Below are 19835 nucleotides of genomic sequence, written 5' to 3'. Positions count from 1 at the left end.
AAATATCTTTAACGCTTCAACGCGCGAAAGTTTTAATGCTTATTGTACTCATTGTTTTATACAAGAGAAAGCCCACATATCAACTATGCGGGCTTTTTAATTCTTAATATTATAGACTTTTCTTGACGTCTACAGCTTCTTTTAATGCTTGTGCGGTTGAAGTTTCGTTTGAGCTTTCCCCAACAACTTCATTCACTGTATTCGTTACAGTTTCCATGAAATCGATTGGCTCTTCGCCTTCTGATGAAACTGTACCATCATCCATTAACGTTGGCGTTTTTGATTTAATTGACTTGACTTTATCTACCAAAGGACCTGATTTTTCTTTTAATTGAGTTGATAATTGAGACGTTTTTTCTTTAGCAGTTGATGATAAATCAACCGTTTTTTCTTTTAGATAAGAAGCTTGAGTTGTCACATCACCACGAAGCTCAGCACCCGATTTTGGAGCAAGGAATAAAGCAGTAGCTGCTCCAATAATTCCGCCTACCAATGCACCGATTAAGAAATCTTTAGAATTCATATCATCACTTGATTTTGAATAAATTGGATCTCGGTGCTGTCCATTCGAATACTCATACGCTTGTGGAAGATAGGCTTCCGTCTGATTGGATTTATTCGAATAAAACTCGTGGTTGTACTTTGCCTCGTTATAATTTGGTTTAAATTGTGTCATGTTGGTTCCCCCTTATTTTTTGGTATCTCTATATGATTTATCTGGTTCGCTTGCATAAATCGTGTAACCTGCTCTAGCTTCTTCAATTGCTTTTCTTTCTTTCCACTTGTCGCGAATGCCTAGAGCAACATTGCTCCATTGCACAACTTGCGCAATCTTATCTTCATTGCGTTCTACCTCTGTCGTAATTGACGATGTAATGCGTCGGATTGATGTATTTAAGCCATTTACTGACTCCCCTACATTTTTCACGGCATCTACAACACTGTTCAGTTTTTCAGATTTATTTTGAATATCTGAAGCCAAACCATTTGTCTTATGCAATAATTCTGTTGTCTCTTTTGTTACTCCTTGTAATTGACCTTCTAATCCAGACATTGTGTCTGAAAATTCATTAAGCGTCTTCTTCAGCGATGTAAATGTCATCGCAAGACTAACGCAAAGAACGAGAAAGCCTATAGCTGCAACCAACGCTGCTATGTATAATATTATTTCCATTCGAGTTCCTCCTCTAGATTGTACATACTACCTATTTTCCCACACATAGTGGTAAATAAACATCTATGTTATCTTTATTCCACAAAAACATTTTATTTCCTCCATAAAAATAAAACTCCAGTCAAAAAAGACCAGAGTTTTGTGAAATTATATTTTTTGTTCGAAGGCAGCTTGGAACTTTTGAACATCCCCTGCACCCATGAATAAGTATACAGCATTTTGATGCTTCAGTAACACATCAATTTCTTCGGTTTTCAGGACAACACAGTTGTCAATCAGATCACATAAATCATCGATGGTTAAGTCTCCTGCATTTTCACGTGCTGATCCGAAGATATCACACAAATATACGTTATCAGCCGTTTCCAGGCTCTCTGCAAACTCCTTAAGGAATGCGCGCGTGCGTGAAAACGTATGAGGTTGGAATATTGCAATGACTTCACGATTTGGATACTTCTGACGAGCCGACTGGATGGTTACTTTGATTTCAGTCGGATGGTGTGCATAATCGTCAATTAAGATTCGTTCTCCCTTTCTGGTTTCAGAAAAACGGCGTTTGACGCCACCGAATGAATGCAACTGCTGCTGAATGATATCAGCAGGGATTCCTTCGTAATTACACAAAGAAATGACAGCCAATGCATTTAGTACGGCATGGTCTCCGAATGAAGGAATTTCAAATGTACGGTAAAATTCATTTCGAACGAAAACATCGAATGTAGACCCAGAAGTCGTTTTCACCACATTACGAGCTTCAAAGTCATTTTCTGAGCCAAATCCATAAAACACAACGGGAACATTGGCATGAATTTTTTGTAGATGTTCATCATCACCACATGCAATAATGGCCTTATTCACTTGAAGCGCCATTGATTGGAATGCCTCAACCACATCGTCGATGCCACCAAAATAATCCGGATGATCAAAATCGATATTAGTCATGATCATGTAATCAGGATGGTATGCTAGGAAATGACGACGGTATTCACATGCTTCAAAAGCAAAGTATTGTGCTTGCGATTCACCATGACCCGTTCCATCTCCAATTAAATATGAAGTCGGTGCAAAGCCACTTAATACATGTGACATCAAACCCGTTGTAGAAGTTTTGCCATGTGATCCTGTAATACCTACCGAGATGTACTGGCCCATTAAGTTCCCTAAAAACTTGTGATAACGGATTACATCGATTCCTAATTCGTTAGCACGAATAAGTTCTTCATGATTGTCTTTATATGCATTCCCCGCAATTACGGTCATGCCTTTTTCAATATTATCTGCGTTAAATGGCAAGATTTTGATGTCACGTTTTCTTAGTGGATCTTCAGTGAAGAAATGTTTCTCTATATCAGAGCCCTGAACCTGGTTCCCTGCATCGTGCAAAATTTGTGCAAGTGAACTCATGCCAGACCCTTTAATTCCTGTAAAATGAAACACTGTCATTTGTATAAACCTCCTGGGAAAGGTGCCCGTACTTTATTATCAATAATTCCTTACCCCATTATATCATCATTTAATCTTGCCTAGAAATGAACGATTTTTCCCACAATTATATAGACCTGTCTGGGGTTATTCTCAATTCCATTGTCAATCATTAAAAAGAAGCTGTAAATCATTTTCTGTAATGAAAACTTCCCGTGCTTTACTTCCTCTTGATTCCGAAACATATCCATGCTGTTCCATTAAGTCAACAAGTCTTGCTGCACGGTTGTAGCCTATATGAAACTTACGTTGAAGCAGTGAAGTTGAAGCAGAGCCTTGTTCCAAAATAAATCGGCATGCTTCTTCAAATAACTCATCCTGATCTTCTGCCACTTCCAGACGACGTACCAATTCCTCTTGCTCAAATAAATATGATGGTTCTCCCTGACTACGTGCGTGTTCAATAATTTCTTCCATCTCTTCATCCGTTACGTAGGTCCCTTGTATACGGATTGGCGCAGACATACCATTGCCAAGGTAGAGCATGTCGCCTCGTCCGAGTAACCTTTCAGCACCTTGGACATCCAAAATTGTACGCGAATCTATTTGTGAGGATACTGAAAATGCGATACGAGTCGGGATATTTGCTTTAATCAGTCCTGTTATGACATCTACAGACGGACGTTGTGTAGCGACCACTAAATGAATCCCGCAAGCACGTGCTTTTTGGGCAATCCGACAAATGGATTCTTCCACTTCCGTAGGTGCCATCATCATTAAGTCTGCCAATTCATCAATAACAATCAACAAATAAGGCATTTTTTGTGCAAATTGTCTTTTCTCTTCTGCCATTGCATTATAACGCGTGATATCCCTTACCCCTGTATGAGCAAACAGCTGATAACGGCGTTCCATTTCTTCTACTGCCCATTTTAGTGCGGCAGTTGCAGCCTTAACGTCAGTAATGACGGGACTGACGAGATGAGGGATATGATTGAAGGGTGCCAGTTCTACCATTTTCGGATCAATCAGGAGTAAATTTAATTCTTTCGGCGTGGCTTTATATAATAAACTGATTAATAAAGAATTAATACAAACTGACTTACCTGATCCCGTTGCTCCAGCAATTAAGCCATGTGGCATTTTACGCAAATCAATGGTAATAGGTGTCCCAGTCAAATCTAGTCCGAGAGCTGCTTCAAGCGGTGAGTCAGAATCCGTGAAATTTGAACTCCCGACAACTTCCGATAGACGGACAGGACGGGACGTTTGGTTTGGAATTTCAATTCCAATCGAACTTTTCCCAGGAATCGGTGCCTGTATCCGAATGTCTTTCGCAGCAAGTGCCAATTTCAAATCATCCGCCAGATTACGAATTTTGCTTACTTTCGTCCCTTGACCGACTGTCATTTCAAATTGTGTGACAGCAGGACCTTGAACCATGCTTACAATTTCCGCTTTAACTTGGAAATAAGACAAGGATTCGATTAATCGAGCAGCTTGCATGCTCATCCACTCGTTATCTTGCGTCTTTTGCTCAGGTGGTACTAAATATCTCTCTCTCGGGAAAATATAGCCAGGCTGGCTATCTTCCACAATTGCATGATCAAGTTGTTGGTCCTGACCAGTCGACCTTTCAACAGGAGCATCCACTGGCTGTTGTTCGATTGGTTTACTAGGAATCTCTTGTTTTGGCATTATAGTAGGTATCATATTTGTTCGTGTTGTGGCTTGCTGATATTTTGCCTTATCAGAATTAAGCATCATCACATTAAAAGGCAAAGATTTCTTTTTCTTTTCTGTTAATGGGATGTCGGTTACTTGCTCATCAATAGTCAATGGCATCTCTACATCCAACTGTTCTTCAACCTTTTTATGGGACTCATATACAACTTCTTTTTCGATTGTTGCTGATTGTTCGAGCATTTCAGATTCTACTTGCTTGGAAATGTTTGTTTCAGTCGGTTTAACTTCAACAAATACACTCGCCTCTTGTTCAACGACTTTAATCTCATTCTTTTTAGCCAACATCTCATCAAAAGGAGATATTTTCGAACGGAAAGGTGTTTCCCGAACTATCTCTTTTTCTATGATAGGTTGATGCTTTTTCATTTCCTGTTCGCTTTGTTTGATGATGGTTCCAGATGGCTTAATCGTCGGTGATTCACTTTCTTCGATAATGGTAGCCGCTGTTTCTTTATTCACTTCACCCATATTCTTTTTGGCTAATAGATCATCAATCGGAGATATTTTTGGGCGATTGAAACCATGGATAGGGGATGGAACTTCTGAAGGGACAAACAGCTTCGACTGAACAGGCACTTTTGTTATTCTTGGCTTTACTTCTTGGAAGCTATCTCTTGTGGTCGAAAAGCTTTCTCTTGGACTTGGAATACTTGAGTGCTCTACTCTTGGTTTTGTCGCTTGATGGACAACTGTGTTTTGTCGCTTCTGCTGCCATTGTTTATGCATATATAAGGGTTGATATTCTTCTTCCTTTTCGACCTCATCTAAATCAGCATCTTCTGAACGATCTTTCTCATCATCGCTGATTAATGGGAACCGGAAAGGTGTTTTGGTCTCTCTGTATGTAGTCTGCTCAAGTTCTTCTATTAATATTACTTCATCTTTTTCTATTGATTCTTCTGAAAATACTTTTTTTAATGTTTTGGTCAACCAATTCAATACAAACCCTCTTTTCGTGTCAATGCTTCCATTTTAGCAGGTTTGTAAGTCAAATCAAACGGCTTAAAAAAACTCTGCGCATCAAAATCCTTGAGTACACAGAGTTTTACCTAGTTTATGCTTGGAAAGCTGATCCTATTTCAGCAGTGTCTTCTAATACTAAAATCCCTTTTTCTGTAGGTGCATCTGGTAAAGCCAATTCTTTCGCCGAACAAATCATACCACTCGATGCAACGCCACGTAATTCTGCATCTTTGATCACTAGACCACTTGGCATCACAGCGCCAACCTTTGCTACTACTACTTTTTGGCCCGCTTCCACATTAGGGGCTCCACATACAATTTGAAGCGTTTCTTCGCCCACTTCAACTTGGCAAACATTTAATTTATCAGCATTTGGATGTTTTTCTTTAGAAGAAACATAGCCAACTACAAATTTAGGCGAAAAGTCGACCTCTAATTTCAGGTCCAAATCATGATTGATCAGCAGTTGTTGTAAAGATTCCACGATTTCTTTTGTTACTTCAACGGAGCCTTGCTCAGTCAATTGAAGATATTTACTCGAGTTAAATACATTAAATGCCCCAACTTTGCCTGTCTTTGCATCTTTGATTAACGTAATGTCACCTTTAGTTTCAGTTGTCACTTCTTCAAATGTATTTGGTACCAGTTGTACTAAAAGCACATCTCCGACACCTTTTGTATTGTAAAAAATATTCATTTGTCATTATTCTCCTTTTGTACGCGATTTTTGGCCATAATAAAGATCGGTTCCAATTCCCCGTCTTCGTAAATGAAAGATAAAGATGTGATTGGCACTTTGCCTACTGTAAAGAAATGCATGGTTAACTGGGCAAGTACATCATAACCTGCTTCGTTTCGAATATCTCCGATGATTAACACATCTTGATGAGGCACTGACAATGTCATATCTCCTTTAATTTTCGTTTGCATGTCTTTCAAAAATTGTTCATTTAAAATACGACTGGCGTCATATCCATCGTTCGCATTGACAAAGTAAAATATATTTCCTGCCACATGGTCTTCTTTCATGTCGGTTGACAGTTTTCTGACTTGGAAACGCGCAGCTTCCTTCATCTCTGAATCTGTGATATTTAACTGACTCATCATTTGTTCATCGAGCAATCGATACGTATTTCCCAGGTCCAGTGCATAATAGATTCGTGTTTCCGCTGTATGATCAGTAACTACGAATGCATGTCCTTCATTCGATTTCAACGGGAATGAAGTTGAACGGATAACAGGATAAATATGTGATGTTGATTTAGTCAAGCCTTTGGTTTCCTGTTCCATCGCGTCGAAAGTCTGGCTAATGGTATAGACAACCTCTTGGATTGCCAGATCTTTTTTCATTTCATATTTAGCCAAAATTTCTGGCAGTGAAATTTCCATACCTTTATTCAACCCAGTATGATTCAGACGCATTCGATCAGTTTTTTTATCATGTTGCCACGTGAATGAAGGATTCGGTAGTTCTTGCTTTAATCGTTCAACTAATTGTTCTGGTTTCAAATTTTCACATCCTTTACAAAAGGAAGCGGTTCCTACCGTTTGGGCGGAACCGCTCTCATAATATTGGAACATTCTAAAGAAGTTCGGTTAGGAATTGTTCTATTTCTTCCTTAGTTTTACGGTCTTTGCTGACAAAACGCCCTGCTTCCAGTCCGTTTCTAAAGACTAAGAAACTCGGAATTCCATATATCTCTTGTTCTGCACACAAATCAATAAATTGATCACGGTTAACAGATACAAATGTGAAGCTTTCAAACTTCTCTTCAACCTCTGGCATGAAAGGGTCAATAAAATGACAATCCGGACACCAGCCTGCCGTAAATAGAAACACTACATCTTCCGTTACTTTCAGAGCTTGGAATTCTTCAACAGATTGTAAATCTCTCATTTGAATTCCTCCTTTATGAATCAATTTTTACAGAACGAACAATTTCCATCATTTGTTCCATGTTCTCCGAAATGTTAGCTTTATCCGAAATGGTCGTTAGTTTCACGCCACCGATACTTGCCATAATTTCGTATTGTTCCTCACCTGATGGTAAAACAGCGATGAAACCAAAGCGACCATTTTGCTCAAAAGTCTCTTGAGCTTTAATGTCATCTTTTTTCTCAGCTTGTAATAAATCATAAAATAACTGACTATCTTGTTGTTCATTCGGGTTTACAAACAACACATACGATTCGTCGTTATCCTTCATGACGATGTTCGTTTCGTCCGAATCTTCCTCTATAGAAAAGCCTTTTGGAACAAATAATTCAACATTTTCAATTTGTTCATTCGGCTCAGCTGATTCATTTTGAAAAGCTTCTTTTGCAGCATTTATTCCTTCTCCCATTTGTTCTTCAGGAGTTGCAGAACAAGCAGCTAAAGTTACTAATAAGAAAGGTGCGATCGCAATTCGCATCCATTTTCGTCTCATGTTTTTCCCTCCTATCTAAGAAAGCACTATGTTCTATTTTAATATGGTTCCCCTATCGTTGCAACTTAAGTCGTTTTTTGCGTAGGATTGGCATATAAGTATTGACCTATCAATAGTTTGACAATGTGTTCAAACATCACACTGCGATTGACAAGTCCGTTAGTGAACACACCTACGGCACCTTCTTTATGTCGTATTCCCGCTTGTTTCGTGTAGGATTCCATTACAGGTCCAAGCTCTTCCCCATTTCGGATGGGTTCTGCCACTTCTGCAGGCAAAGGAATCTGGGCGCCTCCAGCGATAAATTGCTGACCTGTTTTCGTATGCAGTACACCCCAGTTGCAAACAAACAGTTGACCATTTATCTCTTTTACTCCTCCCTCGAGTCCGAAAGAAATTTCCGCTTGGGATTCCTTGAAAGCTAACCATGCTCGGTTTTTTGCACCGAGTAAAGTTTCTTCGTCTCCAATTGGTTGATCCGAAACATTCGAGGGTACAGAAACTGAAATGAAATCCACATTTTCCAGTAATGAAGAACATATATTTTCTACTGCGTTCACTTTTGCCTGATTTTTTGTTCCAATAGCAATTTTCATATGAGTCTCCTTGAATTTCGCACAAAAAAAGCGCCTTTTCAGGCACTTCTTTATTATTTTGGTTTACTATACATTTTGACGAATGGTCTCGAGTGTTGTTTTGTCAGCAGAACGGACTAATTTCACAATTAATTCTTTTGCCGCTGCATAATCGTCCGTGTGAATAATTGAACCCGATGTATGAATGTATCGTGAACAAATCCCCACAACTGCACTCGGTACGCCTTCATTTGACATGTGTACGCGTCCAGCATCAGTTCCACCTTGAGAAATGAAATATTGATATGGAATATTGTGTGTTTCAGCAGTATCCAATACAAATTCACGCATTCCACGATGTGTAATCATGGAGCGGTCAAAAATACGGAGCAATGTTCCTTTGCCAAGTTGACCGAATTCTGATTTAGAACCAGACATATCATTTGCAGGACTCGCATCCAAAGCGAAGAACAAATCAGGTTTGATTAAGCTTGCAGCTGTTTGTGCTCCTCTTAAACCCACTTCTTCCATTACATTGGCACCTGAATAAAGTGTGTTTGGTAATTTTTCATCTTTCAATTCTTTTAACAATTCAATCGCAAGGCCACAACCATAACGGTTATCCCATGCTTTGGCCAATATTTTTTTATTATTTGCCATTGGCGTAAATGCACAGACCGGGACAATTTGCTGACCAGGTCGGATACCAATTTTTTTGGCATCTTCCAAATCATCCGCACCAATATCAATGAGCATATTTTTAATATCCATTGGCTTGTTGCGTACAGCATCACTTAATAAATGTGGGGGAATCGAACCGATGACTCCTACAACTGGTCCATTATCTGTAATAATCTCGACACGCTGTGCAAGTAAAACCTGACTCCACCATCCACCTAATGGCTGGAATCGTAACATGCCGTTTTTTGTAATTTGCGTTACCATAAAGCCGACTTCATCCATATGCCCTGCAACCATGATACGAGGACCTTGGTCATCCCCTTTTTTCAATCCAAAGATGCCACCTAAATGGTCTTGGACAATTTCATCAGAGTATTTTTCAAGTTCGCTTCTCATAAACTTTCTCATGGCATGTTCATTGCCTGGAGCTGCTGGAAGTTCAGTTAATGTTTTAAATAATTGAAGTGTTTCTGAGTTCAATGTCATATCCCCCTAAGTACTTACAGTCTTTCATATTGTAGTCGATTTATCAGAACATTTCCATCTTTTTTCTTTCGACAATCGAATTATTCACATGAGTGATTTACACACTGTTTGGCGGACTCAATTATGATACACTGAAAAAAATGGTTTTATTAGGAGGTTATTTAATGAGAACGAGAGATTTACTTCTTGGATTTTCCACGGGTATCGCGGCAGGATTTTTAATTCGCGAAGCTGCCCATCGAATTGACCCAACGAAACCGGCCGAACTTGTTTTGCATGGCATCAAACAATCTTTTAAAGCTGAAGGACCTATTGATGGGTCGTGGATTTATATGAAGACAGAACCTTTCAAACGTCAAGCGATCTCGACTGATGTTTACAGAGGTGGCATTTCACGTGTGCATGAAGGGGAAATCGAGCAATTCGAATTTTTCGCTGATGCCCGTACAGGTACTGTCGTTGAATTAATCAAAATATAATACAAAAGCGATCCCATTTTTTTCGGGATCGCTATTTTTATAATAAAAATTGCAAGAAGTATAATATGGAGAGTCTTTTCATCAATCTTCTTTCTCTACTTCTTCATACAAATCGTGTTCGCCAACATAAATAGGGCCGTTTGCATAATCGATTCTGATTGGCCATTAATACGGAATGGATAAACGGCTGCAAACACCTATGAAAATCTCCTCGATTAAAATCACTTTCTACTGCAAATTGTTTTCTAAAACATATCCATTTTTCCAAGTACCAATTAATAAGTATTGATTATCATCACTAAATTCAGCAAAACAAGCATACTGTATAGTTTCAATCATTAAGACTTCTAAGTCTTCAAAACGTAAAATAAATATTTTATTACTGTAGGTAATTACAATAAATTTCCTATTAGAAGATTGATGCATATAGGTAAAATATCCAGCTGCCTCTCTTTCCTTTTTTTCGCTGAATAAAGTCTTTTCCCTCAATACTTTTTTAAAGGTTGAATCCACAACAATAAGTTTATAATTCTCTTGCATTACTATATAGACATCATGGATTGGATCATAGATAACGTACTTCCAAGATAATCTATTGGGATGACTTAATAGAGAAATCTCATGAGTTGACTCTTTAATTTTCAATAATTTATATTCACGCATGTCATCAGCTTTATTATCATATTCCAGGGTAAATAGATGAGAATCTTCAGATGGAATATATTGATGGTAGGTAAATCTAGTAATTGAGTCTTCGTAGGTAGTAATTACTTTGGAATCACCATTATCCAAGTTAAGTGAAGCAAGTTGGTTCCCATCTTTAGTCTTAACCATATCTATAATATTGAAGGGGTCTTTAGTTATTGCAAATCTTCCCTCTGTCATTTTCAATGATTTATTTGATTGGATGTTCTTGACTAACTGAAACGTAGCCGTGTCATAAACACAAAGAGTACCGAGAGCGTTTTTGATGTATAAATACCTATTATTTCTTGAAAACACTAAATCACCGGGATTTTTTGGTTTAGTTAGTTCAGCTACCTTTTCCCATGATTTCGTATCAAATACTATCGTCTTACTTCCCATCGTATGACATAATAATCCTTGATCATTTGATATTTTTATTTCGAATGATGTTTTAAGTTTTTTGATGATATTCATTTGAAACATGGTCATTCCCCTTTAACTCTGCAAGTCTTAAACTGTTTTAGACAATTATTCCACACTATCCTTGAACTACTCAATAAGTCAAAATCCCCTCCGCTATCATTCTAGCGAAAGAATTCCTTGCAATGACAAGGGGGGAGATGTGACGATCCCACATCTACCCCCTTGTTCATTTAATAGGCAATGGTACAGCCTCTGAAGTTATCCGAAAACCCAAGAATAAAAGCATTTATAAAAGTTCAGACATTAAAAGTTATTAATTATTTGTCCGTTCTAATTTCTCGATGATTTCTTTTCCTGTTTCATCCCACTTGATCAATCGGTAGTAAGCATCATGATAGAAGATAAATGAATGACCGTTTGCTAACGCTTCTTTCATTATTTTTTCTTTGGCAAAAACTGAAGTCATTGGGTAGTCGTCAAAAGCCAGTACCCACAGTGGATTTTGATGAGCATGTGTTGGCATGATATCCGCCATGTGGATGATCGTTTCGCCATTTTGTTCGAGCTTAATGATGCTATGCCCTTCACTGTGTCCCCCTGTATGAACCATTCGGACTCCTGGAAGTACTTCAAGCTCTCCTTCAAATGTTTCAACCTGGCCTTGGATTGCTTCCCAATTTTCTTTCCAATATGTATTCCTTGAACGGATGTTTGGGTTACGAACTTCGTTCCATTCAATAGCAGATAAGTGAATTTTCGCATTCGGGAAAGTAGAAACAAGTTGATTATTTTCTCTTCTTGTCAGACCAGAAGCATGATCGGCATGCATATGTGTCATGAGAACGTAATGAATATCATCAGTCAACAGCCCTAACATAGCCAATGAATCCTCGAGTTGAGACTGTACTTTTACCCCATTATTGCGTAATTGTCGCTCGTCCATTTTATTAAACCCAACACCGGTATCAATCAATAAGTTTTTCCCATCTACTTGAATCAGAATTGGGTCGGTACTCATGGCAATTTGGTTTGTTTCGTTGGCAGGGTATTTTTTTGACCATACCATTTTTGGTACCACCCCAAACATGGAACCCCCATCTAAGTTTGTCAAGCCTCCGTTTAACCATGATAAAGTCATTTTGTGAAATATATATTGATCCATATGGAACCCTCCTTTGTACTGTTTTCAGTGTATCAAAAAACGCCACGACAATCTCTTGATTGCGTGGCGAGTATGTTATAACTTTAATCAGCCTTCTTCGTGATAAATTGAGATTCTAGGCGATAGATAGGTTGTCCTTTTGCAGAAAACTTTTCTTCGTATTCCGTCATGATATTATCTTCTGGCATGTTTGCATGTAAATCCAGTGAAACATATTTCAACAACATGCCATATGCTGACATGCTCATTAACGAGAATTCAAAAAGTCCACGATTATCTGTTTTAAAATGAACTTCACCATTATCAATCAAAATTGACTCGTATAACTTCAAGAAGTTTTCGTGAGATAATCTTCTTTTCTCGTGTCTAACTTTTGGCCAAGGATCCGAGAAATTTAAATAAACGCAACTAACATCATTCTTTTCAAAGAATTTCGCCAAGTGTGCCCCATTCACTTTTAACAGTTTCAAGTTTGGCAATGTTCCCGCTTCCAGCGCATTTTCTAAAGCAGATACAATCACACTGTCATATAATTCGATGCCCATATAATTAATATGTGGATTGGCTTTCGCCATACCTGTCACAAATTGACCTTTTCCAGTGCCTACTTCAATATGCAATGGATTGTCATTTTGAAAGACTTCTTCCCATTTGCCTTTATGGTCTTCCGGATTTGGTATCACGATATGTGGGTGTGCAGCGATAAAATCTTCTGCCCATGGTTTATTGCGTAATCTCATAATCTATTCCTACTTTCATACGTGCTTTTCGACTATACATTATCATCCAAGTTCCCGCTATCGTCAAGTTCAAGTCAATTTCGTTATTCTCCACCGCTTAGGTAGAACTGTAAATTTGTCCGCTACTTGTGGCATCGTTTTGCTCGCAAACTCCCCATCTGTGTGCCGATACATATAATCATTAGTTGTTAAAGCAAACGATTTAGCTGACATTTGATGTACTTCTTTAAACGATGTATGCTTCCCAAAATATACGGAGACAAAAACGAGTAACAGTTTAATACGTGACAAATGATGAACAACTGTTAATTCAATTTGACCATCAGCTGGATTGGATTGGGGAGAGATTTTCATGCCTCCGCCATAGTAGGGCTGGTTACTTACAGTCACAAACCATACTTTTTTGAATGAGTGACTGTAACTAGGCGTTTCTACGGTTAAATCGAAGTGTTGAAATGTCACCAATGTCTTAATGAGAAAGAATGTATAAGCAAGTTTGCCCATACTGAATTTATTCAATATTTTTTTCACTGGTGATTTGTTTACTTGGTATGCAATGTAAGCGTCAAAACCAATGCCTGCATTGTTAACAAAATAGTAACTTCTATTCTGATGATTCATTACACCGATGTCCATTTCATTTGCCAAACCTTGTGACTGCACATATTGATTGACTTCGTGCGCGTTTTGAAAGGACAGAAATCCGCGTCCAAAATCATTGCCTGATCCGGCGCCGATGACTCCTGCGATACAATTTGAACAATCGAGAATCCCTTCAATTACTTCATGGGCAGTACCGTCTCCTCCAAATGCAATAATCAGTTGGGGCTCACCCGTTTCAGCACATTTTCTCGCTAATGTAGTGGCGTGTTTTGGTCTGGTTGTCATCTGGAGATCGTATGTGAAATTTAATTTAATCTTGAATTGCTCCCAGCGTTTCAACGACTTTCCGTTAGCTGCTGTGGGATTGACAATAATGGTTGTTTTCATCAAATTAGTCCTTTAAGTAAATGGTATGGATTGCTTGATAAGAAGGCGTGACTCCAGGATTTATGGAGTATACAGAAAATTGATTCACATTGAACGTACTTGTTGCTATATGCATTTCTTTTGAAAATCCCTCTTGCTGTCCACTCCATTTTTTCGCTAAAGTGATATGCGGAACAAACTTCTTTTTATCCACAGGCAATGAAAGATCCAGGCATTTTTCAAGAATTGTACTTTGCAACTCACTCAATTTAGGATGTTCTTCGATCGCTGCATAGATTACACGTGGCGTAATGGGATTTCCAAAAGTGGACACTCCAAAAATTGTAAGTTTCATGGATGCAAAGGATTCATTGTCATCCAGCTCTAGCATCAATGTCTTCAATTTTTCGCTTTCTACGGCACCTAAATAAACCAACGTGATATGCAAATCCTCTGCAGAAGGCAATCTTTTGTGTGTTTTTTCCAACTGCCAATCATTCCGTGTATCGACCAGTTGTTGAGACAGCTCACTTGGTAGTTTTACCCCGATAAAATAATGTTGCATCTCATATACACCACCCTTTTTATACAACTCAGTTTACAGGAATAAGGTTAAAAAAAATACCCCTCCACTTAGTGGAGAGGCATTTAACTTATGCATGCACGGCTTGCTCAATTTTAGCTTCAAATGCGGCTTGTAATTTTTTCGTCCAAACTCCAGGTAAACCTGAACCGACTTTTACTCCATCGATGACGACAATTGGCATGATTTCCGAAGTTGTCGAAGACATGAAGAATTCATCATTTGAATAAACTGTTGATAGAGACATCGGTTCTTCGACTACTGGTAAACCGATCTCTTCACAACAAGCCAGAATGACGCGACGTGTGATGCCATTTAATATTAAGTTGGTCGCTGGATGTGTATAAAGAACGCCGTTTTTAATCCCATACATATTCGAAGAAGAACCTTCCGTGATTGTATCTCCTCTATGTAAAAGTGCTTCAAAACATCCATTTTCATAAGCATCTTGTTTTGCCATGATATTCCCTAGTAAATTCAAGCTCTTAATATCACAACGCAACCAGCGTACATCTTCAACCGATTTGGCAGCTACCCCGTTCGCCATTTGGGAAACGGGACGTTCCACTAACTTCGTGTATGCCGTTAGAACCGGTTCAACAGCTTCGGTAGGAAAATGATGTTGTCTTGGACTTCCACCGCGCGTAATTTGAACATACACCTGTCCAGTTGTCACTTCGTTGGCCTCGATTAAATCGTACATCATTTTATGGAATACATCTTTTGTATATGGAATGACTAATTTAATTTTATCGGCACTTTCGTAAAAGCGATCAATATGTTCTTTCGCCGTAAACATATTGCCATTATATACTCGGATGACTTCGTAAATGCCGTCGCCAAACTGGTAACCACGGTCTTCTTTAGATAAATGTACTTCTTCGTCTTTTACTAATCGATCATTCCACAATACCCAATTCATATAAATCCTTCTTTCTACGATTGATTTGAAGCCAGTTCACAAATTGCATCTGCATAAATGGCAACTGCTTTGATTAGATTTGGAATATCAACAAATTCATCCACTTGGTGGGCTACATCTTTCTCACCTGGGAATAACATTCCGAACGCTACACCTTTTTTAAGGACACGCGCATAAGTACCGCCGCCAATGGATAGCAAAGTTGCCTTTTCACCCGTCTGTCGTTCATATACACGGGATAAACTTTGAATAAGCTCATCCGATTCTTCTATATAATGTGGTTTTGAATTTGATGTAACATCGACGGCGATTCCTTTGTCACTCATTATCGTCTGGCACTGTGTCAATTGTTTCTCAAAATCATAGGTCACGGAGTATCGTAAGCTGACATCCACCGTTCCGCCTTTAGCAGGATCAAAAGAAATGATGCCTGCATTCAAGGTTGTATCTCCTGACATTTCATCATTGTAGTTCAAACCGAAAGCATTTCCTCTAGAATCGTTAAAGAATGATGTGGAAACAAATTCAACAAAAGTCTTAGATCCCGCAGTTGTCACAACATCTTTCAGGAATTCAGCCAGATACACACCCGCATTTATGCCATCATTTGGTTCCATGGCATGGGCTGATTTCCCTTCCAATGACAGTTGAATGGTATGATCTTTTCTTTCAATTGAACCTTGCAGTTGATGTTGCTGTGTGAACTGTTCAAATTCCTGTTCAATTGTATCTAGTTCACCATATACAACAGCTGTTGCCAAATCAGGAACCATGTTTGTACGTGTCCCTGCTTGGAATGATTGCAACTGCTCTTCCTGCTCAACCTTGGCCGTAGTGAATCTTAAAGTAGAAATGCCTTTTTCTGCGTTGATAATTGGGAAATCGGCATCAGGTGCAAAGCCAATATGCGGCATTTCTTCTTTTTCAAAATAACGTTTTACGCATCGGAATCCACTTTCCTCGTCTGTTCCGATAATTAATCGCACCCGTTTATTTAATGGTATTCCAGCTTCTTTCACCATTTTCATAGCCATCCAAGCAGCCATTGTTGGGCCTTTATCGTCAATGGCACCTCTTCCATACAAACGGTTATTTTCTATATGGCCTTCAAACGGAGGATAAGTCCAACCTTTGCCTGCTGGCACCACATCAACATGTCCTAAAATACCAAGAAGTTCTTCCCCTTCTCCCATTTCAATGTGCCCAGCCATTTGATCGACATTTTTCACTTGCATTCCCGCTTGCTGACCTTTTTGAAGCATCCACTCTAGCGCCTTTAGCGGCTCGGGTCCAAACGGGTGATCTGTTGACGATTGTGTTTCATCCAGAACACTGGGAATTTGTATCAGTTGTTGTAATTCTGCTAATAGTTCATCCTGTCTTTTGTGTGCTTCTTCCATCCAATTAATCACGTTTGAATTCCTCCTGCCACTTTCTTAAAGCTATTCTACACTTTTCTTCGAAAAATCATAGGGGGCAATTTCACTTTCTTTATACACGAACATTTTAGAACTTTTTGTACAAAATCATTCGTTTTTATATATCAATATTGTAAAGACACTGTAAATTTTAGATATAATACTAGAATTATTGAGCTTTTTACTATATAATCGAATTGTCAGACAACAGTAGTCTGACGAACTAATAGAAAAGGGGCTGTTTACGGCACTCTATTCAATATAGTGGAGTCTACTATAAGACTCATAATATCGTCCGCTAGTCTTTTGCCAAGAGAACATAAGATGAAGGAGTGGTTCTACATTGAAACCAACTACTGATCGGATGCTCAATCGTATTAAAGATGTGTACATGTTTATCCGAGATCATGGGATTGTTACGACACAAGACTTAGTCGATGAATTCGGCATCACTCCTCGCACCGTTCAAAGAGATTTGAATGTGTTAGCCTTTAATGACTTGGTCAGCAGTCCAAGTCGAGGCAGATGGACAACGACGAACAAACGCGTAAAAATGACATCTTAGACTACTTAATCAAGGTAAAAAAGAATGACCGAGAAATTCTCGGTCATTCTTTCTGTTGTAATGCTTCTAATTCAGCTTCTGTTAATGGACGATAATCGCCGAGCTCGAGAGTTTCATCCAATTGAAGAGAACCCATACGCATCCGTTTTAGATACGTCACTTTTTTACCAACGGATTCAAACATTCGTTTTACTTGATGAAATTTCCCCTCCATAATCGTCAACTCGATTTCAGACACTTCACCACTTGACAAGATAGTCAACTCACCAGGTTTTGTGAAATACCCATCATCAAGCGTGACACCCTCTTTAAACTTCTTCACATCATCATCCGTTACTCGCCCATCAATAGTGGCGAAATATAATTTCGGCACATGTTTTTTCGGCGATAAAAGCTGATGGGATAGATGGCCGTCATTCGTCAGAATCAACAGACCTTCCGTGTCTTTATCCAAGCGCCCTACCGGAAAAGGTTTAAAATGTTGCGCCACTGGATCAAGTAAATCAATGACGGTTTCATCTTTTTTATCTTCCGTGGCAGAAATGACACCAGGTGGTTTGTTCATCATTAAATAAATAAACTCTGTATAAATAACTTCTTCCCCATAAACAACGATCGAATCTTTTTCCGTATCGACGTGCATGGAGACATCCTTCGCAGAAACGCCGTTTACTTCAACTGCTTTTGATTTAAGCAAAAGCTTTACTTCTTTTCTGGAACCATAGCCCATATTTGAAAGCAATTTATCTAACCTCATAAAAGAACCACCTTAAAAACCAAATTTCTTCGTATATTTCGTTAATCGTTCACCAAATAATTTCTGCGCAATTCCCAAACGAAGGGCAATGGCTCCATAAACTAGTGCGCCAATTGCACCTACAATTAAGATAATCAACATAGCCCCGAATTTAGATTCGGCAGGCATGATTTGAATTAGCACCATGCGAGTGATGACAGCGGCAATGAACATCGCTACGTTTATCAATGTAATAAGTGCGATTCTTCTTACCAATAAAATGGAACGGTAGTTTTGCGTTACCACCAATACAGCAAAGTTCATAAAGATTGCAACACTGTATCCAATAATTGTCGCTGCAATAGCCCCGTTCGTTTCCCACAAGCTGATTAACGGAATGTTCAACGCCAATTTAATTAATAATCCAACCAACAAGTTGAGAATGATCCATCTCTGTTGATTGATACCTTGTAAAATGGCAGCAGTTACAGGGAACAGACTGAATAGAATGGCAACAGGCAAGTAATGCGCCAGAATATCTGAGCCAACTGCACTTTGTTCATAGAATAAGTGATAGAGTTCAGGAGCCAGAACCGTCATTCCAATCACAGCAGGCATCGTAAGGAAATATAGAATTTGGAATGTCTGATCAAGCGTTCGTGACAATTGCTTATGCTCATTGGTCGTGAAATATTTAGTTACCAAAGGTATCAATGCCATGGAGAATCCGGTCGCAAGCATGACAGGAATCATAACCAATTTATGTGCCGTGAGATTCAGAATACCCAAATAATCGGTTTTCAAGGAATGTCCTGCATCACTCATTGCACGATTGAATGTTAATAAATCCACAAATTGGAACAGTGGATTAGCAACTCCCAAAAATACTACCGGAATTGCATAAACCAAAATTTCTTTATACATATCTTTTAAATTCACATCGTAAGAAGCTGTAGATTTTTCAAGTAAATTGTCATATTCCGGTTTCTTTTTCCGCCAATAATAATACAGCACGACTATACCGCCAAGTGCACCGACAAATGCGGATAGTACAGCTACTTGAATGGCTTCTTTTGGTGTTCCACCAAAAACATTCAAGACCAGGAAAGTGCCCCCAAGTAAAAAGATAATCCGTACGATTTGTTCAATCAATTGAGAAGATGCTGTTGGCATCATGAAACTATACCCTTGGAAGAATCCTCGAAGCAAGCTCATAAAAGGAACAGCAATCAATGCAAAACTAACCCATTGAATGGCATCCGTCACGTCTCCAACCGTATATATTTTCTCATTCTCAGCGATGGTAACCCTTGCAAGTGGTTCCGCAAAGAAATATAAAAACAAAAACGATAGGAATCCTGTGACCAGCATCGCCATTAAACCGGATTTTAATAATCTTCTGCCTGTTTCATAATCCCCTAAAGAATTATATTTGGAAACAAACTTTGAAAAAGCCAAAGGCGCACCGGAAATCGCTACTGCTAGCATAAGATTGTATGGAATATATGCATATTGGTACAGCCCAATATTCTCTTCTCCAACCATCGAGTAAAATGGGATGATATAAATAACCCCTAATATTTTCGAGAGGAATAGACCAATCGTCAGAATGGCCGTACCTTTATATAAATTATTTGACATGTTTAACTTCCTGACCTCTAAATTTTAAAACCTA

At 38.7% G+C, this 19835-nt stretch carries 21 protein-coding genes; 2 read left to right on the top strand and 19 right to left on the bottom strand.

The window, feature by feature from the left end; translation table 11 throughout:
* Positions 1-109 precede the first annotated feature (109 nt).
* The 10 genes from AC1DSK_RS12880 to AC1DSK_RS12835 form a co-directional block, all read right to left on the bottom strand.
* The gene (locus tag AC1DSK_RS12880; RefSeq protein ID WP_477548068.1) at positions 110-676 is read right to left on the bottom strand and encodes a YtxH domain-containing protein; all 567 of its coding nucleotides are present in this window, start codon (positions 674-676) and stop codon (positions 110-112) included.
* Positions 677-688: 12 nt separating this feature from the next.
* On the bottom strand, positions 689-1174 hold the full coding sequence (locus AC1DSK_RS12875; RefSeq protein WP_477548067.1) for a DUF948 domain-containing protein: 486 nt from the start codon (positions 1172-1174) through the stop codon (positions 689-691).
* A gap of 147 nt (positions 1175-1321) precedes the next feature.
* Entirely contained in the window at positions 1322-2617 is a 1296-nt protein-coding gene (murC, locus tag AC1DSK_RS12870; RefSeq protein ID WP_477548066.1) for a UDP-N-acetylmuramate--L-alanine ligase, read from the bottom strand.
* A 144-nt stretch (positions 2618-2761) separates the two neighbouring features.
* Positions 2762-5281 carry a DNA translocase FtsK gene (locus AC1DSK_RS12865; RefSeq protein ID WP_477548065.1) on the bottom strand — a complete coding sequence of 840 codons (2520 nt, stop codon included), beginning with the start codon at positions 5279-5281 and terminating at the stop codon, positions 2762-2764.
* A 115-nt stretch (positions 5282-5396) separates the two neighbouring features.
* Positions 5397-6002 (bottom strand): YtpR family tRNA-binding protein, encoded by a 606-nt coding sequence (gene ytpR, locus AC1DSK_RS12860; protein ID WP_477531196.1) that lies wholly within the window; start codon positions 6000-6002, stop codon positions 5397-5399.
* Positions 5999-6814, bottom strand: coding sequence for a DUF1444 domain-containing protein (locus tag AC1DSK_RS12855; RefSeq protein ID WP_477548064.1), 816 nt, complete (start codon positions 6812-6814; stop codon positions 5999-6001). Before AC1DSK_RS12855 ends, ytpR begins: the two co-directional genes overlap by 4 nt.
* 73 nt (positions 6815-6887) lie before the next feature.
* Positions 6888-7202 (bottom strand): thioredoxin family protein, encoded by a 315-nt coding sequence (locus AC1DSK_RS12850; RefSeq protein WP_477548063.1) that lies wholly within the window; start codon positions 7200-7202, stop codon positions 6888-6890.
* A 13-nt stretch (positions 7203-7215) separates the two neighbouring features.
* A complete protein-coding gene (locus tag AC1DSK_RS12845) occupies positions 7216-7734 on the bottom strand; it encodes a hypothetical protein (RefSeq protein ID WP_477548062.1) in 519 nt (172 codons plus the stop codon).
* A 65-nt stretch (positions 7735-7799) separates the two neighbouring features.
* The gene (locus tag AC1DSK_RS12840; RefSeq protein WP_477548061.1) at positions 7800-8330 is read right to left on the bottom strand and encodes a DUF84 family protein; all 531 of its coding nucleotides are present in this window, start codon (positions 8328-8330) and stop codon (positions 7800-7802) included.
* Between the two features lie 66 nt (positions 8331-8396).
* The gene (locus AC1DSK_RS12835) at positions 8397-9470 is read right to left on the bottom strand and encodes a M42 family metallopeptidase (RefSeq protein WP_477548060.1); all 1074 of its coding nucleotides are present in this window, start codon (positions 9468-9470) and stop codon (positions 8397-8399) included.
* A gap of 170 nt (positions 9471-9640) precedes the next feature.
* On the opposite strand from AC1DSK_RS12835, the gene AC1DSK_RS12830 reads away from it, so the two are divergent.
* On the top strand, positions 9641-9955 hold the full coding sequence (locus AC1DSK_RS12830) for a hypothetical protein (RefSeq protein ID WP_016426582.1): 315 nt from the start codon (positions 9641-9643) through the stop codon (positions 9953-9955).
* Positions 9956-10183: 228 nt separating this feature from the next.
* Here the strand turns inward: AC1DSK_RS12830 and AC1DSK_RS12825 are convergent, their stop codons facing one another.
* The 7 genes from AC1DSK_RS12825 to pepV all read right to left on the bottom strand — a co-directional run bounded on the left by AC1DSK_RS12825 (position 10184) and on the right by pepV (position 16850).
* Positions 10184-11125: a YncE family protein gene (locus tag AC1DSK_RS12825; RefSeq protein ID WP_477548059.1), complete on the bottom strand. Its 942-nt coding sequence runs from the start codon at positions 11123-11125 to the stop codon at positions 10184-10186.
* A 253-nt stretch (positions 11126-11378) separates the two neighbouring features.
* Positions 11379-12227, bottom strand: a complete 849-nt coding sequence (locus AC1DSK_RS12820) for a YtnP family quorum-quenching lactonase (RefSeq protein ID WP_477548058.1) — start codon at positions 12225-12227, stop codon at positions 11379-11381.
* Between the two features lie 83 nt (positions 12228-12310).
* Entirely contained in the window at positions 12311-12967 is a 657-nt protein-coding gene (gene trmB, locus AC1DSK_RS12815; RefSeq protein WP_477548057.1) for a tRNA (guanosine(46)-N7)-methyltransferase TrmB, read from the bottom strand.
* Between the two features lie 69 nt (positions 12968-13036).
* Positions 13037-13957 (bottom strand): diacylglycerol/lipid kinase family protein, encoded by a 921-nt coding sequence (locus AC1DSK_RS12810; protein ID WP_477548056.1) that lies wholly within the window; start codon positions 13955-13957, stop codon positions 13037-13039.
* Between the two features lie 4 nt (positions 13958-13961).
* A complete protein-coding gene (thpR, locus tag AC1DSK_RS12805; RefSeq protein ID WP_477548055.1) occupies positions 13962-14501 on the bottom strand; it encodes an RNA 2',3'-cyclic phosphodiesterase in 540 nt (179 codons plus the stop codon).
* An 88-nt stretch (positions 14502-14589) separates the two neighbouring features.
* Complete coding sequence (gene dat, locus AC1DSK_RS12800; RefSeq protein WP_477548054.1) at positions 14590-15441, bottom strand: D-amino-acid transaminase; 852 nt, start codon at positions 15439-15441, stop codon at positions 14590-14592.
* 14 nt (positions 15442-15455) lie between these two features.
* The gene (gene pepV, locus AC1DSK_RS12795) at positions 15456-16850 is read right to left on the bottom strand and encodes a dipeptidase PepV (protein ID WP_477548110.1); all 1395 of its coding nucleotides are present in this window, start codon (positions 16848-16850) and stop codon (positions 15456-15458) included.
* A gap of 352 nt (positions 16851-17202) precedes the next feature.
* Between pepV and AC1DSK_RS12790 the strand changes: the two genes are divergently transcribed.
* Positions 17203-17424, top strand: a complete 222-nt coding sequence (locus tag AC1DSK_RS12790; RefSeq protein ID WP_016426574.1) for a DeoR family transcriptional regulator — start codon at positions 17203-17205, stop codon at positions 17422-17424.
* 43 nt (positions 17425-17467) lie between these two features.
* On the opposite strand, the gene AC1DSK_RS12785 is transcribed toward AC1DSK_RS12790, so the two are convergent.
* Complete coding sequence (locus AC1DSK_RS12785) at positions 17468-18181, bottom strand: pseudouridine synthase (protein WP_342543220.1); 714 nt, start codon at positions 18179-18181, stop codon at positions 17468-17470.
* Positions 18182-18193: 12 nt separating this feature from the next.
* The gene (locus AC1DSK_RS12780; RefSeq protein ID WP_477548053.1) at positions 18194-19801 is read right to left on the bottom strand and encodes a putative polysaccharide biosynthesis protein; all 1608 of its coding nucleotides are present in this window, start codon (positions 19799-19801) and stop codon (positions 18194-18196) included.
* Between the last annotated feature and the right edge of the window lie 34 nt (positions 19802-19835).

The sequence above is a fragment of the Paenisporosarcina sp. P4_B8 genome (genome assembly GCF_056402175.1).
The sequence above is the reverse complement of the archived record's forward strand: the minus strand, read 5'-3'. Positions and strand labels throughout refer to the sequence as shown.

Coding starts and splice junctions, on each gene's coding strand:
- AC1DSK_RS12880 (WP_477548068.1), bottom strand. CDS start 676: ATGACACAATTTAAACCAAATTATAACGAGGCAAAGTACAACCACGAG.
- AC1DSK_RS12875 (WP_477548067.1), bottom strand. CDS start 1,174: ATGGAAATAATATTATACATAGCAGCGTTGGTTGCAGCTATAGGCTTT.
- murC (WP_477548066.1), bottom strand. CDS start 2,617: ATGACAGTGTTTCATTTTACAGGAATTAAAGGGTCTGGCATGAGTTCA.
- ytpR (WP_477531196.1), bottom strand. CDS start 6,002: ATGAATATTTTTTACAATACAAAAGGTGTCGGAGATGTGCTTTTAGTA.
- AC1DSK_RS12850 (WP_477548063.1), bottom strand. CDS start 7,202: ATGAGAGATTTACAATCTGTTGAAGAATTCCAAGCTCTGAAAGTAACG.
- AC1DSK_RS12845 (WP_477548062.1), bottom strand. CDS start 7,734: ATGAGACGAAAATGGATGCGAATTGCGATCGCACCTTTCTTATTAGTA.
- AC1DSK_RS12840 (WP_477548061.1), bottom strand. CDS start 8,330: ATGAAAATTGCTATTGGAACAAAAAATCAGGCAAAAGTGAACGCAGTA.
- AC1DSK_RS12830 (WP_016426582.1), top strand. CDS start 9,641: ATGAGAACGAGAGATTTACTTCTTGGATTTTCCACGGGTATCGCGGCA.
- AC1DSK_RS12825 (WP_477548059.1), bottom strand. CDS start 11,125: ATGTTTCAAATGAATATCATCAAAAAACTTAAAACATCATTCGAAATA.
- AC1DSK_RS12820 (WP_477548058.1), bottom strand. CDS start 12,227: ATGGATCAATATATATTTCACAAAATGACTTTATCATGGTTAAACGGA.
- trmB (WP_477548057.1), bottom strand. CDS start 12,967: ATGAGATTACGCAATAAACCATGGGCAGAAGATTTTATCGCTGCACAC.
- AC1DSK_RS12810 (WP_477548056.1), bottom strand. CDS start 13,957: ATGAAAACAACCATTATTGTCAATCCCACAGCAGCTAACGGAAAGTCG.
- thpR (WP_477548055.1), bottom strand. CDS start 14,501: ATGCAACATTATTTTATCGGGGTAAAACTACCAAGTGAGCTGTCTCAA.
- dat (WP_477548054.1), bottom strand. CDS start 15,441: ATGAATTGGGTATTGTGGAATGATCGATTAGTAAAAGACGAAGAAGTA.
- AC1DSK_RS12785 (WP_342543220.1), bottom strand. CDS start 18,181: ATGAGGTTAGATAAATTGCTTTCAAATATGGGCTATGGTTCCAGAAAA.
- AC1DSK_RS12780 (WP_477548053.1), bottom strand. CDS start 19,801: ATGTCAAATAATTTATATAAAGGTACGGCCATTCTGACGATTGGTCTA.